The organism is Frankia canadensis (genome assembly GCF_900197875.1).
Taxonomy (GTDB): domain Bacteria; phylum Actinomycetota; class Actinomycetes; order Frankiales; family Frankiaceae; genus Frankia; species Frankia canadensis.
The window spans coordinates 21,040-33,944 of record NZ_FZMO01000524.1 but is presented as its reverse complement, the minus strand read 5'-3'; the positions used below and the strand labels follow the sequence as shown (position 1 = coordinate 33,944).

18 protein-coding genes are annotated in these 12,905 nt (G+C 70.6%); 9 read left to right on the top strand and 9 right to left on the bottom strand.

Annotated elements, in window-relative coordinates; translation table 11 throughout:
• Window positions 1-175: 175 nt before the first annotated feature.
• Both C1A33_RS27650 and C1A33_RS27645 read right to left on the bottom strand, forming a co-directional pair.
• Window positions 176-1,180 (bottom strand): cytochrome d ubiquinol oxidase subunit II, encoded by a 1,005-nt coding sequence (locus tag C1A33_RS27650; protein ID WP_101834667.1) that lies wholly within the window; start codon window positions 1,178-1,180, stop codon window positions 176-178.
• Window positions 1,177-2,826 (bottom strand): cytochrome ubiquinol oxidase subunit I, encoded by a 1,650-nt coding sequence (locus C1A33_RS27645; RefSeq protein ID WP_101834673.1) that lies wholly within the window; start codon window positions 2,824-2,826, stop codon window positions 1,177-1,179. The genes C1A33_RS27650 and C1A33_RS27645 overlap by 4 nt, the downstream gene beginning before the upstream one ends.
• Before the next feature lie 190 nt (window positions 2,827-3,016).
• Between C1A33_RS27645 and C1A33_RS27640 the strand changes: the two genes are divergently transcribed.
• The gene (locus C1A33_RS27640) at window positions 3,017-4,033 is read left to right on the top strand and encodes an alpha/beta fold hydrolase (RefSeq protein WP_101834665.1); all 1,017 of its coding nucleotides are present in this window, start codon (window positions 3,017-3,019) and stop codon (window positions 4,031-4,033) included.
• Window positions 4,034-4,080: 47 nt separating this feature from the next.
• Here C1A33_RS27640 and C1A33_RS27635 read toward each other — a convergent pair whose 3' ends face one another.
• The gene (locus C1A33_RS27635; RefSeq protein ID WP_101834663.1) at window positions 4,081-4,827 is read right to left on the bottom strand and encodes a M50 family metallopeptidase; all 747 of its coding nucleotides are present in this window, start codon (window positions 4,825-4,827) and stop codon (window positions 4,081-4,083) included.
• Between the two features lie 296 nt (window positions 4,828-5,123).
• Here C1A33_RS27635 and C1A33_RS27630 point away from each other — a divergent pair, with 296 nt between their 5' ends.
• The 4 genes from C1A33_RS27630 (at window position 5,124) to C1A33_RS27615 (ending at window position 7,708) form a co-directional block, all read left to right on the top strand.
• A complete protein-coding gene (locus C1A33_RS27630) occupies window positions 5,124-6,347 on the top strand; it encodes a glycosyltransferase (protein ID WP_101834661.1) in 1,224 nt (407 codons plus the stop codon).
• Between the two features lie 70 nt (window positions 6,348-6,417).
• The gene (locus C1A33_RS27625) at window positions 6,418-6,678 is read left to right on the top strand and encodes a pilus assembly protein HicB (RefSeq protein WP_101834659.1); all 261 of its coding nucleotides are present in this window, start codon (window positions 6,418-6,420) and stop codon (window positions 6,676-6,678) included.
• 62 nt (window positions 6,679-6,740) lie between these two features.
• Window positions 6,741-6,986: a MazF family transcriptional regulator gene (locus tag C1A33_RS27620; protein ID WP_243408007.1), complete on the top strand. Its 246-nt coding sequence runs from the start codon at window positions 6,741-6,743 to the stop codon at window positions 6,984-6,986.
• Window positions 6,987-7,138: 152 nt separating this feature from the next.
• A complete protein-coding gene (locus C1A33_RS27615) occupies window positions 7,139-7,708 on the top strand; it encodes a dihydrofolate reductase family protein (protein WP_101834654.1) in 570 nt (189 codons plus the stop codon).
• On the opposite strand, the gene C1A33_RS27610 is transcribed toward C1A33_RS27615, so the two are convergent.
• Window positions 7,670-7,981 carry a helix-turn-helix domain-containing protein gene (locus tag C1A33_RS27610; RefSeq protein ID WP_101834652.1) on the bottom strand — a complete coding sequence of 104 codons (312 nt, stop codon included), beginning with the start codon at window positions 7,979-7,981 and terminating at the stop codon, window positions 7,670-7,672. The two genes, C1A33_RS27615 and C1A33_RS27610, sit on opposite strands and share 39 nt — an antisense overlap.
• A 92-nt stretch (window positions 7,982-8,073) precedes the next feature.
• Here C1A33_RS27610 and C1A33_RS36005 point away from each other — a divergent pair, with 92 nt between their 5' ends.
• The gene (locus tag C1A33_RS36005; protein WP_207770538.1) at window positions 8,074-8,244 is read left to right on the top strand and encodes a hypothetical protein; all 171 of its coding nucleotides are present in this window, start codon (window positions 8,074-8,076) and stop codon (window positions 8,242-8,244) included.
• Between the two features lie 225 nt (window positions 8,245-8,469).
• Here C1A33_RS36005 and C1A33_RS27595 read toward each other — a convergent pair whose 3' ends face one another.
• From C1A33_RS27595 to C1A33_RS27580, 3 genes are all read right to left on the bottom strand, one after another.
• Entirely contained in the window at window positions 8,470-8,730 is a 261-nt protein-coding gene (locus C1A33_RS27595; RefSeq protein ID WP_101834650.1) for a Txe/YoeB family addiction module toxin, read from the bottom strand.
• Window positions 8,727-8,984 carry a type II toxin-antitoxin system Phd/YefM family antitoxin gene (locus tag C1A33_RS27590; RefSeq protein WP_101834648.1) on the bottom strand — a complete coding sequence of 86 codons (258 nt, stop codon included), beginning with the start codon at window positions 8,982-8,984 and terminating at the stop codon, window positions 8,727-8,729. Before C1A33_RS27590 ends, C1A33_RS27595 begins: the two co-directional genes overlap by 4 nt.
• A gap of 281 nt (window positions 8,985-9,265) precedes the next feature.
• On the bottom strand, window positions 9,266-10,399 hold the full coding sequence (locus tag C1A33_RS27580) for an XRE family transcriptional regulator (RefSeq protein WP_207770537.1): 1,134 nt from the start codon (window positions 10,397-10,399) through the stop codon (window positions 9,266-9,268).
• A gap of 102 nt (window positions 10,400-10,501) precedes the next feature.
• Between C1A33_RS27580 and C1A33_RS27575 the strand changes: the two genes are divergently transcribed.
• From C1A33_RS27575 to C1A33_RS35350, 3 genes are all read left to right on the top strand, one after another.
• A complete protein-coding gene (locus C1A33_RS27575; protein WP_101834642.1) occupies window positions 10,502-10,981 on the top strand; it encodes a hypothetical protein in 480 nt (159 codons plus the stop codon).
• A complete protein-coding gene (locus C1A33_RS27570; protein ID WP_101834640.1) occupies window positions 10,978-11,331 on the top strand; it encodes a hypothetical protein in 354 nt (117 codons plus the stop codon). Before C1A33_RS27575 ends, C1A33_RS27570 begins: the two co-directional genes overlap by 4 nt.
• A 144-nt stretch (window positions 11,332-11,475) precedes the next feature.
• Window positions 11,476-11,952 (top strand): hypothetical protein, encoded by a 477-nt coding sequence (locus C1A33_RS35350; protein ID WP_165818614.1) that lies wholly within the window; start codon window positions 11,476-11,478, stop codon window positions 11,950-11,952.
• Between the two features lie 124 nt (window positions 11,953-12,076).
• Here the strand turns inward: C1A33_RS35350 and C1A33_RS27555 are convergent, their stop codons facing one another.
• On the bottom strand, window positions 12,077-12,412 hold the full coding sequence (locus C1A33_RS27555) for an XRE family transcriptional regulator (protein ID WP_243408006.1): 336 nt from the start codon (window positions 12,410-12,412) through the stop codon (window positions 12,077-12,079).
• 5 nt (window positions 12,413-12,417) lie between these two features.
• Window positions 12,418-12,789 (bottom strand): type II toxin-antitoxin system RelE/ParE family toxin, encoded by a 372-nt coding sequence (locus tag C1A33_RS27550; protein WP_207770536.1) that lies wholly within the window; start codon window positions 12,787-12,789, stop codon window positions 12,418-12,420.
• Window positions 12,790-12,905 lie beyond the last annotated feature (116 nt).

Below are 12,905 nucleotides of genomic sequence, written 5' to 3'. Positions count from 1 at the left end.
TCGGCACATTCACCCAAGCCGTCTTCGTCCTGGAACAGGAAGGAATCTAAAAAAATTAACTTTGAAAATGCTCCATGTAATGGAAATCAGATCGGCACGGACCAGCAGTATTGAAACGCCGCACCGACGAGTCTCCCTTCTCCACTGGCTCCGGATCTGTCCCGCCAATCTACGCTCAGTGGGGGTCGAGGGCGTCGGGGTCGGGGAGGGCGAAGAGGCGGAACAGGAGGAGCATCGACGGGACGATCACGAGCATGCCGAGGGCGATCGCGATGAGCATGGCCACCAGATTGGCGTGCGGCGCGGCCGCGGACGCGGCGGTCGCGCGGCCCACGACCAGGTCGGGGTACTGGGCGGCGGCCCAGCCCCACAGGACACCGGCGACGGCGAGACCGGCGGCGAGCCGGGCGGCGGTGAAGCGGTGCCGCCAGAGCAGGACGAGCGCGGCCACGCCCCCGCCCGCCGACAGCACGGCGAAGGGGATCGACCGGTCGGCGAAACGGTCCGCCACGACCGGCGCGTGCGACCACAGCAGGGGAAGCAGCACCGCGGCCAGCGCGCCCGACGCGATCGCCCCGGCCAGCGCCCGCCGCCGCATCCCGGGGACGAGATGCTCGGTCGCCGGCGAGCCCGCCGCATCCCGGCAGAGGTAGACGGCGGCCAGGAACGCCGTCACCGTCACCGCGAACAGGCCGCAGACCAGGCCGAACGAGTTCGTCAACGGGCGCCACGGGTCGGATTCGGCCAGATCGCCGGTGGCCAGCGCCGCGCCGGTGACGCCCAGCGCGAACGGCGTCACTGTCGAGGCGACGGCGAACAGGTGTCCCCACCACCTGTCGGGGCCGGCCGCACCGCCGCCGTAGGCGCGGTAGACGTACGCCGAGCCACGCAGCACGATCCCGACCAGCGCGCAGATCAGCGGCACCTCCAACGTCGAACCGATGATCCCGAACGCCTCCGGGAACCCGCTGAACAACGCCACCAGCACGAAGATCAGCCACACGTGGTTGGCCTCCCACACCGGCCCGAGCGCCGCGGAGATCAGCCGTCGCTGGTCGGCGGCGCCACGGCCGCGGGCGAGCAGGTCCCACACCCCTGCGCCGAAGTCGGCGCCGGCGAGCAGCGCGTAGGCGGTCAGCCCGCCGACCATGACGAGCAGAAGCAGGTCAGCCGCGCTCATCGCCGTCTCCCTCCCCCAACGCCCACAGCACCGGCCTCCACAACGTCCTCACCGCCACCGCCACCGCCACCGGCATCGCTGCCGTTGCCGCTGCTGCCGTTGCCGTCGCCGCTGCTGCCGCCGTCATCCCGAGGCCCGGCGTCGTCGTCCAGGGGTGGTCGGACGGACGCATGCGCGGGAGTGTCCGGGCCGGGACCGCCGGTGGCCATCCGGCGCAGGATGAGCACGAGGGCGGTCGCGAGGCCCAGGTAGAGGATGAGGGTGCCCGCGAACGTCCACCCGATGCCGGAGTTCGCGGTCACCGCGTCGGCGACGCGCATCCGGCCGTAGACGATCCACGGCTGGCGCCCACCCTCGGTGACCTCCCACCCGGCGAGCATCGCGAGCATCGCCGCCGGCCCGGTCGCCGCCGCGGCCCACAGCCACGGCCGACCGGTGGGCACCAGCGAACGTGTGCCAGCACCATCGACGTCATCGTCGCTCCCACCGGCCGGCGTCCCCGAGCCGTCCGCACGGATCCGGCCGCCGAGGGCGCCGGCGCGGCGGCGGCGTCGCCAGCGGCGGACCATGACGAGAGCGACCAGCGCCGCCAGGGCGATCAGGGCCGTGCCAAGCCCGACCATGACGGTGAACGCCAGGTGGACGAGGGCGGCGTTGGGCCGGTCGGCGGGCGGGGCGGCGTCCAGGCCTGTGATGCGGGCGTCGGGGTCGAAGTGCTCGAGCAGGGAGAGCGCCTTCGGGATCTCGATGCCGTAGCGGACCTCCCCGGTGGCGTCGTCGTAGAAGCCGCCGATGGTCAGCGGGGCGCCGGACTGGGTGTGGAACAGCCCCTCCATGGCGGCGAGCTTGAGGGGCTGGTGTTCGCCGACGACCCGGGCCGCGAGGTCGCCGGAGACGAGCTGCAGCGGCGCGCAGACCAGCACGACCGCGAGCCCGACCCGCAGCCCGCGCTGATGGTAGGTGTCACGACGCCCGCGCAGCATCCCGACGGCGTACACGCCCGCCACCACGCCTCCGGTGCACATCAGCGCGGCGAGCAGCATGTGCACGACCTGCGTCGGCGAGGACGGACTGAGCAGCGGCGCCAGCGGTTCGGCGGAGACGACCTTTCCGTCGACCTCGCGGACGCGGCCGGGAACGTTCATCCAGGCGTTCGCCGTGATGATGAACAGGGTCGACAGCGTCCCGGCGATCGCGATCGGCCACAGCGTCAGCCAGTGCGCCCGCGGCGACAGCCGCCGCCAGCCGTACAGGTACATCCCGATGAAGATGGCCTCGGCGAAGAACGCGAACCCCTCCAGCGTGAACGACAGCCCCAGCACCCCGCCGTAGCGCGCCATGAACGCCGGCCAGAGCAGCCCGAACTCGAACGACAGGACGGTCCCCGACACCGCGCCCACCGCGAACAGAACCGCGAAGGCACGCGACCACTTCTTCGTGAGCGCCAGCCACACCGGATCCCCGGTGCGCACCCACTTCCCCTCGGTGTAAAGCAGCAGCCACGGCATCCCGACGCCGAAGACCGCGAAGCAGATGTGGAACGCCAGCGAGAACGCCGTCTGCGCCCGCGCCAGGTCCGTCGATCCCGCCGCGGCCGCGAACACCGTCCCCGCCGTCCCTACCGTCGCGCCACTCGTGTCGATCATCCGGGACTCCTCCGTGCCGCCCATCCGACAGCCGAGCCGAACCGATCTTCTACGTCTCGTCGAAAGTTCTACCTCTCGTAGAATAGCCCGGACGATCGACGACGCGAGCCCGGCCGATGTGACGCGGACAACCCTCCGCCCGGCCCAAGCGCGGGCGGAGCATCCATCGGTGGCCCGCGAGGATGGCGGGATGGTCGAGACGCGGCAATGGCAGACGACAGGCGCGACCGGACTGACACTCCAGGTCGAGGAACTCCGCCCGAACGCGGTCCCGCCCGAGCAGCCCGGCCCGGCATCCCCAGGCCCCGCACGCCACCCCGGCGAGGCGGACACGACCGTCGAGACGGACACGACCGTCGAGGGGGGCGCCGCCGGAACAACGTCAGACCTCACGGCCATGGCCGATGGGCCATCCACGGACGACGCGCCGATCACGCTGGTGCACGGCATCGCCGGCAGCGCGGCGGACTGGGCCGCGGTCGCGCCCGACCTCGCCGCGACGCGCCGGGTCATCGCCTACGACCAGCGCGGGCACGGCGCGAGCGACCGCACCCCTGACGGCCCCGCCGGCTACACCTTCGACCTGCTGCTCGCCGATCTGGCGGCCGTCCTCGACGCCGTCGGCACCGAACCGGTGCACCTCGTCGGCCACTCGATGGGCGGCGTCATCGCCCTGCGCTACACGCTCGACCACCCGGAGCGGGTGCGTTCACTGATCCTCGTCGACACCGCCGCCGCCCCCGCCACCGCGACCGGCCCCGTCGCCCGCCGCCTCGTCGGCGCCCTCCTCGACGCCGGCGCCGCCTTCCTCTCCGCCCGCCACGCCGCCACGGCCACGGCCACGGCCACGGCCATGAACGACGATCCTCCGGCCCTCGCGCACCACGGCACGAACCCCGCACAGCACGCCGCCGAGGGGATAGGCCAGATCGATCCCGAGGCACTGGCCACCCTCGGTCGCGAGCTCGGCACCTACCCGTCCCTCGTCGACCGCCTGGGCGAGATCCGCGTACCGACCACCGTCATCGTCGGCGAACACGACACCGGCCTACGCGACGCCGCGGCCACCATGGCCCACACCATCCCCGGCGCCCACCTCGCCGTGATCGCCGGCGCCGACCACAGCCCCCAGGCCACCCGCCCGCTGGCCTGGCTCACCGCCGTCGACGACCACCTCGCCCGCCTCCCCACCACGAGCCACCGCTGACATCCGCTGACGTCGGAGGGCGATCGCAGCGCGGGAATGCGCGCCCGTCATGCAAGGAGGAGGGCGGCGCCTTTCTCGGTGCACCACAGGCTGAACACCGCGAAGGCTAGGACCCAGAGAAACCCGGGGAGATGGGTCATCGCGCCAATCTTGTCCGCGTCCGAGTCGCCGATGCCGAGCCGCCGGGCGCGGTGCAGGATGAGCACCGACCGGGGACCGGAGAAGAGCAGCAGCCAGGTCAGAAAATAGGCGTACCACAGCTGGACCCAGCCCGGGCAATAGCGGCCTGCCAGTACCAGGGATGCGATCGTCAGTAGGAGGAGCAGTTCGCCGGCGCGGTTGATCGTGACGAGGAGGAGCGCGCCGAGTCCCAGCGCCGCCAGCATGAGCACGGCGGTGACGTTTCCCGCGGCGAGCAGGGCCGCCGAGCAGACTCCGACGAGCGGCGGCGCGGTGTAGCCCGCGGACCTGGTGAGGAACAGGCCGAGGCCACGCGGGCGGCCGTAGCTCAGGGTGCGGCCGCCGCCGTCCTGGTCAAGCCAGACGGCCAGCACCTGCCGGCCGGCGAGGTAGGCGGCAAGCGCGTGGCCACCTTCGTGCACGGCGGTGTCGATCCGCTCGGCCCATCCACTGCTCAGGACCGCCACCAGCGCGAACAGCCCCGTCACGACCGCGACGGTTCGCGGCGCCGTCGCCTCCACCACGACGGCGACCGCGCCGCCCGTCGTCCCGTCCACCAGCCCCCGCCCCCCGTAGACCCCCGTCTGAGCGACGCGGACCACGCCATCGCCCATACACGATCGTCCTACGGTTCGGGGGGCAGCTCCCCACCATTTTCCGGGTTCTGGCGACTGGCGACACACCGCGTCCGCCGATGACAGGACGAGCCGGATCGGTTATCCGGGAACCTGACGCGGTGCGCCACCACCCCGCCACCACCACCACAGGCCCGCAATCTTCCTGAACACGCGGGGCACCCATCTCTTCCCACTTCAATATATAGCAGACCGGGGGGCTTGCGGCAAGACCCGGGGGGTGCCCTAACATTGCCCGCCGATAACCAGATAACCGAGAAACGGGAGATTCGGACGTGCGTTTTCTGTTGACGTCGTGGGGTTCACGCGGGGATGTCGAACCGCTGGTGGGCCTCGCGGTGGCGTTGCGAGACCTCGGCGCGCAGGTGCGGGTCGCGGTGCCGCCGGACGACGATTTCGTGGCGCTGCTGGCGCGGGTCGGTGTGCCGCTGGTGCCGCTCGGTCCCACGGTGCGCTCGATCGTCGTCCGCCCGGCGCCGCCGACCCCGCAGGACGCGTTCCGGCTGGCCCCCGAACTGGTCGCCGCGCGGTTCGAGACGCTCACCGCGGCGGCCGAGGGGTGCGACGCGCTGCTCGCGACCGGCCTGATGCCGGCCGGCGCCCGCGACGTGGCCGAACATCTCGGCATCCGCTATGTGTTCAGCGTTTTCCACCTGCTCGGCCTGCCGTCGCGGTACTCGGCGCCGGGGCACCGGCCGGGCACGCCCTCCCCCGCCGACGAGACCGACAACCGGACGCTGTGGCGGCAGGACACCGAGCGGGTGAACGCGCTGTACGGCCCGGCGTTGAACAGCCACCGCGCGGCGCTCGGCCTGCCGCCGGTGGACAACGTCCGCGACCACGTCTTCTCCGACCGGCCGTGGCTCGCCGCGGACCCGACGCTCTGCCCGTCGAAGGGCCGGACGGACCTGGACGTCCTGCAGACCGGGGCGTGGATCCTGCCCGACGACCGCCCGCTCCCGGCCGAGGTGGAGTCGTTCCTGGCAGCCGGCGAGCCCCCGGTGTACGTGGGCTTCGGCAGCATGGCCGCCTACATCCCGAAGGACCTCGCCCGGGTGGCCATCGAGTCGGTCCGCGCGCAGGGCCGGCGGGTCCTGCTGGCCCGCGGCTGGGCCGACCTCGCCCCCGTCGACGACGCCGGCGACTGCCTGGCCGTCGGCGAGGTCAACCAGCAGGCGCTGTTCCGCCGGGTGGCCGCCGTCGTCCACCATGGCGGCGCGGGCACCACCACGACGGCGTCCGCCGCCGGGGCGCCCCAGGTGATCGTCCCGCAGATCGCCGACCAGCCCCTCTGGGCAGCCAAGGTCGCGGAGCTCGGCATCGGCGTCGCCCACGACGGCCCGACCCCGACCACCGACACCCTCTCCGCCGCGCTCGCCCTCGCCCTGACCCCCGCCGTCCGCGAACGCGCGCAGACCGCGGCCGCCACAATCCAGCCTGACGGCGCCACGGTCGCCGCGAAACTGCTCCTGGCCGCGGACTCACCCGCGGTCGGATGACCTGAGCCTCTCGACCGGCCGCAGGCCAGGCCGTCGAACAGTGCAACCAGATCCTGCTAGCATGATCTGCATGCCTCGAACGCTGACGCTCCGGCTCTCCGAGGCTGCCTATGAGGCCGTCAAACGGTACGCGGAGGCCGACCACACCTCGATGAACGCCTGGGTCGAAAGCCTGCTCGACACCGAGGACATGCGCCGCCGCTGCGCCGCGCACGCCGCCTGGGTGACGGCGAACCCCGCGGTGAGCCAGGCCGCCCTCGCCTTCACCGACGCGAACCAGCAGTCGCTCGCCGCGGCGGGGCTACCTCACGTCGCGCTCCCCGGCGAGTGAGCCCGCCCCGCCGCGGCGAGATCTGGACGACACGCACCCGCGCGGCGCCGCAGGACGTTCTCGTGATCAGCTCCACGGTCTACAACGAGATCGCCGCGGAACCCACCGTGCTGGTCGCGCTCGTCGTCGAGCAGGCGACCGACGAGGGATTCTGCGTGGATGTCGGCGCCGGTCGCTGGGCGGTGATGGGCCTCGTGACCTTCGTCCCGAAGGCCGCGCTCGACACCTGTGTCCGACGCGTTGACACGCAGACGCTCACCAACGCCAACACCATGCTCTTCAAGATCCTCGCCACCCCGGAACGCTGATCATCGCACCGCATCCTCCCATCGCGGCGGCGACGCGGGCCGATCGAGCCCGCCGGCGTCATACGGCGGGACCATCGCCGCCGCGGGTCGGATGAGTCCTGCGGCGTCCGGTTGTCGTACGGTCGAAGCCGTCCGCCCAGGAGGATCCCCCGATGCGCAGCGTGACCTATTCGTTGAGCACGTCGCTGGACGGCTTCATCGTCGGGCCGGACGGCGGCTTCGACTGGTCGGTGCCGGACGAGGAGCTCTTCCGCTTCGCCACCGACGAGGTACGAGACCTCGGCGTCCACCTGCTGGGGCGGCGGCTGTACGAGACGATGCTGTACTGGGAGACCAACGACGAGGATCCTGCGCTCGACGTCTCCGAGCAGGAGTTCGCCGCTGTCTGGCGGCCACTTCCCAAGGTCGTGTTCTCCACCACCCTGCCGGAGGTGCGGGGCAACGCCCGCCTGGCCACCGCGGGCCTCGCGGAGGAGATCGAGCGGCTGCGCGCCGAGCCGGGGCCGGGGCCGGGCAACATCGGGATCGGCGGCGCGACCCTCGCCGCCGAGGCGGCCGCGCTGGGCCTGATCGACGAGTACCGGGTGAGGGTCCACCCGGTCCTGGTCGGCGGCGGTATCCCGTACTTTGCCCGGCTCGAACGCCAGACGAATCTCGAACTCGTCGGGTCCCGCACCTTCCCCTCAGGCGTCGTCTTTCTCCACCACCGCGTGGTCCGCTAGTAGATCAAGGGCGTCCGACCTCGCAACGTAGCGGGCGATGACGTCCACGGTCGAGACCTCGCCGCGTTCGATCTGGGAGATCCGGCTCTTGCCGACGCCCATGGATTCGGCGACGTCGGTGTGGGTGAGGCCGAGGAGTCTGCGCCGTTCGGCGAGCCGGTGGCCGTCGATGTAGGCCTGATTGCGCCTGCGGGCCTCGGTCAGGGCCTCCTCGCCGCCGGCGTCGGCGACCAGGCCGGCGCGGACGTCGTTCCACCGGGGAAATCCGGTCATGAGCTGCCCTCCTCCGCTTCCCGTTCCTTCACATACTCGAAGTACACGGACTCCGCCTGTGGGATCGCCGGGACGCGTCCGGCCTCGCGCTGATGCGGGTCGAGCAGCTCCAGCGGGACTACTCCGTGGTCGACCTCGCCACCCGCCTGATCGCCAGTCTCATCCGCACGGGCAACGTCGCCGCGCTGCGGGAGGCGCTGCCGGACGCCGTGCCGTGGACAGTGTTTCTACCGGCTGAGGACGTCGACACCTTTTCTCGCTGAACTGGTCGAAACCGCGAGCGGCGCCGTGGCGCTCGACACGCTCGCGCGCATCGCCCTCCTGCTCACCCAGTGGCGCCACACCGCAGAAATCCACGCCGACCCGGCTCTGCACTCAGGGCTGACCCGCGAGCCCGACAGGGACCTCGGCCCTGCCCCACGGCCATGCCATCTCTGAAGACCGAATGGGCCTGTAGAGAGGGCCCGGCCGGCCCGCGCCAGGCTCGGCTACTGATAACGGTAGCGACAGGAGATGATCGTGATCTGGCTGGTCTCGACCGCGTAGATCAGGCGGTGTTCGTCGTCGATGCGCCGTGACCGCAGCCCGGCGAGGTTGTTGCGCAACAGCTCGGGCTTGCCGATCCCCTGCCCTTCCGGATCACGTTTGATGTCCGCGATCAGGGCGTTGATGCGCTTCAGTGTTCTGCGGTCCTGACCCTGCCAGTACAGGTAGTCCTCCCAGGCATGGTCGGTCCAGACCAGCTTCACTCGTCAGGGCCGAGGGGACGCTCGATCGCGCCGCCCGCGCGCCACTGCTCCACGCTTTCCATCAGCCGCCGGGCGTTCGCGGGCGTGCGCAGCAGGTAGCCGGTCTCGACGATGGCGTCCCAGTCCTCCTTGCTCACCAGGACCGCGTTTCCCCGCCTCGAGACGATCTCCACCGGCGTGTGATCGGCATTGACCTGTTCGATCAGCGGAAACAGCGTCCTGCGCGCCTCACTGGCACTGATCGCCGCCACCATCCCGCCTCCCCAACACTCGACCTGTACCGGATACGGTACCACTCCGGGTGACGGTCGTCATCTGCTCGACGGACCAGCGAGTCCGTCGAGGCGCCCACACCCGAGCCCGTCTACGATCTTGGTGGGCGCTGGCGGAACGAGACCGCGGAACCCCACAGGAATCCGCGGCCAGTCCCGTACTCGCCAACCTGTTCCTGCACTACGGGCATCCGACCCCGCGCCCATGCGAGTCGAGCAGCTCGAGTGGGAATTCGCCGCACTCGGCTTCGCCACCTGCCTGATCACCAGCCTCCCGCAGGGGCAATGTTGTCATCGGGTGCCTGGCGGCCCTCACTGGAATCAAGCGACTGCCCGAGTTCGTCGGCGTCGATGCCGAGCAGGTTTGCGTAGAGGCGGATCGTGGTCGCGCCGCTCTCGTAGGCCAGGTAGGCGTCCCGGACGAGCAGGCCGGGTGGGCGTGCTGCGCTCGCGTCCGCGACCCCGCGCGCGAACTCTTCGGAGCGTCCTGCGATGGAGGCCACCTTCGCCGCAGTGAGCGTCCGGAACCGGTCGCAGGTGCCGGCGTCGATCAGCCGCAGCTGCTGCAGCCGGATCGCCAGAGCGGACGGCGCGACCTTGAAGTCGCAGGCGAGCGCGGCGAACCCCTCCACCGTGAGGCCCGATCTCCCCACCGTTTCCCGCAGGGCGCCTTCTGGCATGAGGAACGCGGATGCGAAGGCGTTTGCCCGCATCTCACTGGAGTCTTTCTCCTGCGGTCGCTCGTAGATGTCCTTGTCCAGGTGCACGTCCTGGTCGTCGCCGGCCAGGAGGTGTCCCAGCTCGTGTGCCAGGGTGAACCGCTGCCGGACCGGGATCGCGGAGGCCCCCAGGACGATCAGCTTCGCGTCGTCCGACGACGCGCACAGCCCGTCGAAGCCGTCATCGAGGATGACCACGGCCACGTCGGCCCCGAACGCCGTCTCGACCAGAGCAGGTAGGTCCGCATCGGTCACTGACAGCCCCGCGGAGGCGGTGCGCACCAGCGCCGCGGAGGCGAGCGCGCGGCCCTGCTCGGCGTACGTTCCACCCGAGTAGCCGACGTCCACCGGCCGCCACGGCTGCGACCGGCCGAGCGTCGCCAGATCCTCGCGCATCACGCTGTACTTCCTGGCGGTCTCCAGTACGGTGCATGCCTGCTGCCCGGTCGTGGTCCGCGCGGCGAGGGCCAGCGCGGGCTCCTCCCCGGTGAGCAGCCACTCGATGGTGACGCCGCACTTGTCCGCGATGCGGGCCAGGTCGAGGGAGGAGAAGCGGCGGGCACCGCTGAGGGACTTGGAGAGCTTGGAATCATCGAGCCCGACGTCCTGGCCGAAGGCGCGACGGCTCTGCCCCGAGCCTTCGATCAGGTTCAGCACTCGACCGGGTGCGCCTTCCATGAGAACAGCCTCCTTGCGATTTGCGAAAATCGCAAGCCGGGTCCCTGACGGCCCACTTCGGCCTCCTCGCCGTCGCCCGACATCCGAGCTACTGTGGATGTCATGAGCGTGGCCTATGAGGACGTCCCGTTCAGCGAGCTGCTGCACCACCCGGCGGCAACCGCCCAGCGCCTCGACAGTGTCCGGGCCCTGCGGCTGCGTCGCCGAGACGCGTCCGACCTCGCGCTCATGCGGGTCGAGCAGCTCGAGCGGGACTCCGCCGTGGTCGACTTCGCCACCCGCCTGATCGCCAGCCTCATCCGCACGGGCAACGTCGTCGCGCTGCGAGAGGCACTGCCGGACGCCGTGCCGTGGACGGTGTTCCTGCCCGCCGAGGACGTCGACACTTTTCTCGCCGAACTGATCGAAACCGCGAGCGGGGCGGTGGCACTCGACACGCTGGCGCCCATCGCCATCCTGCTCACCCAGTGGCGCCACACCGCCGAGATCCACGCCGACCCGGCCCTGCACGCTGCACTGACCCGTGAGCCCGATGGCGATCTCGGCCCCGTCCCGCGACCAGTCGTCCCCGACGCCGAATGAACCCGAAGAGGGGAGACCGCGCCGCTCCGCCTCCCGCCGACGGCGAGTACGACATCCGTTTCGCCTCCAACGATGCGGCCGGCGGCTGGGAGCATCTTGCCCGGCAGGCGCCACGCAACCTCCGACACGCCTACGATGCGATCCGATCCTCGCCTCGTGCTCGCGACAACCCGGATCGCCAGCACCGCCTCAAGGGGCGTCTGGGCAGCGCGACCTTCAAGGGCCAGTCGGTGGAACAGTGGCAGTACGAGGTCACGGCCGCCGGGCGCATCTGGTATTTGATCGACGATGCGAACCGAACTGCCTGGGTGATCCACGCCGGCACCGGCCACCCGAAGGCAACCGACTGAAATCGGCGGAATCCTCCCGCGTCCTCCGATAGTGTCGCTGACGATGCCCGTCGCGTCACGATTGGGAGTCGCACGCAACCCGGGGAGGCCTCAATCGGTAACAGAGAGCGACGCAAGCTGCCAGTCCCACCGCACCTTGCGCAGATGCCCTTCGACAACATGTACCCGCAGGACCGACCGGAGGCCGCCGTGCGACGCGCCGAGGCCTCCAGCCAGGACGATCAGATTCGCCTCTCCAGCGACGTCGCGACAGAGTGCCTGACAAGCGACGGTGATGACCTGCCGCCCTCGAAGGAGATGATCCTCGAACGACTGACTGCCGCCGACCCGGCTGTCGCGTCCTTGCTGGCGATGCATCCGTACCGGGAGGCGATTCTGGATCGCACGGCAGCCGCGCTGGAGGCCAGTCTGGCGGAGGCGCGCGAGGCGCAGGCGGATCCCCCGCCCGTGGGCGACCTGGCAGAGGTCTACTCGCGCATCCCTCCGAGCCGGCTGACCGAGACGCTGCTCACGGAGCTGGTCGAGGATCACGACTCCTGGATCAGCAACCTTCGCCACACGCCGGAGCTATTCAGGGGTTCGAGAGGCTCGGCGATCTTCTCCTCGACGGCGGGGACTTGATGGACGCCCTTGCGGCTCGCCGTTGTGATGGCGGTCGTTCGCAAGAGCACGACCACAGTGCGCAGCAGGTCGGGTGCGCTGTTGGACGCCCCACGGGGGCACAACCCCCTGATCGTCGTCAGTGTCAGGTGAGACGGTACTCCCGATCGCCGAAGTCGGCGACGATGCGGAGTTTGCCACCGAGGGCGCTGACGTAGGCGCGCAGGGTGGAGAGGGTGACGCTGTCGAGCTCGCCCCGTTCGAGGGCGGACACGCGCGGCTGGGAAACTCCCATGGCAGCAGCGAGGTCGGACTGGGTGAGGTCCTGCTCGGTACGAATCTGCGCGAGATGCCACGCCCGGATGTGATCTTCGGTGATCTCACGCGCCCGCGCCATGTCGGCGTCGTTGAGGTCGAGCTCTGCGAGTAGCTCACCGGTGTCCTCGTAGGCGTGCCAACCCGCGGCAGCTGGTCCACTCACGGCGATCAACCTCCCTCTCCCAGCGCTACCAGGTGTTCGGCGTAGCGTGCCTCGGCGAGCGGGATCGCTACCTCGTACCACCGCTGCCAGTTGCCGGACTTGTCTCCCGCGACCAGGAGCACCATCTGTCTGACGGTGTCGAACAGGAACAGAATTCTGATCTCGGTCCCGCCGGCGCTGGCCGGGCGCAACTCCTTCAGATGGCAGCTTGCTGCCCTTGATCCGGTCGACGAGCGGGCGGCCTCGTCTGGGCCACGGCCGCCGACGACGTGCTGAATCGCCTGGCCGACAAGCGCCGCACTCAGGCGATCGGTCTTAAGAAGCTCATGCAGCCACTCCCGCACGTCGGGGTGTACGACCAGTGTCCACTGGACCATGCCGCAGCATAACAAATTCGTTATGGTCGCGCCCATTCTCGCGGTGGGTCTTGGAACGAGCGGGCCGCCGGGCGCCGCGCGCCGGGCCGCGGTAGCGCACCGTCGCGCTGTCACCG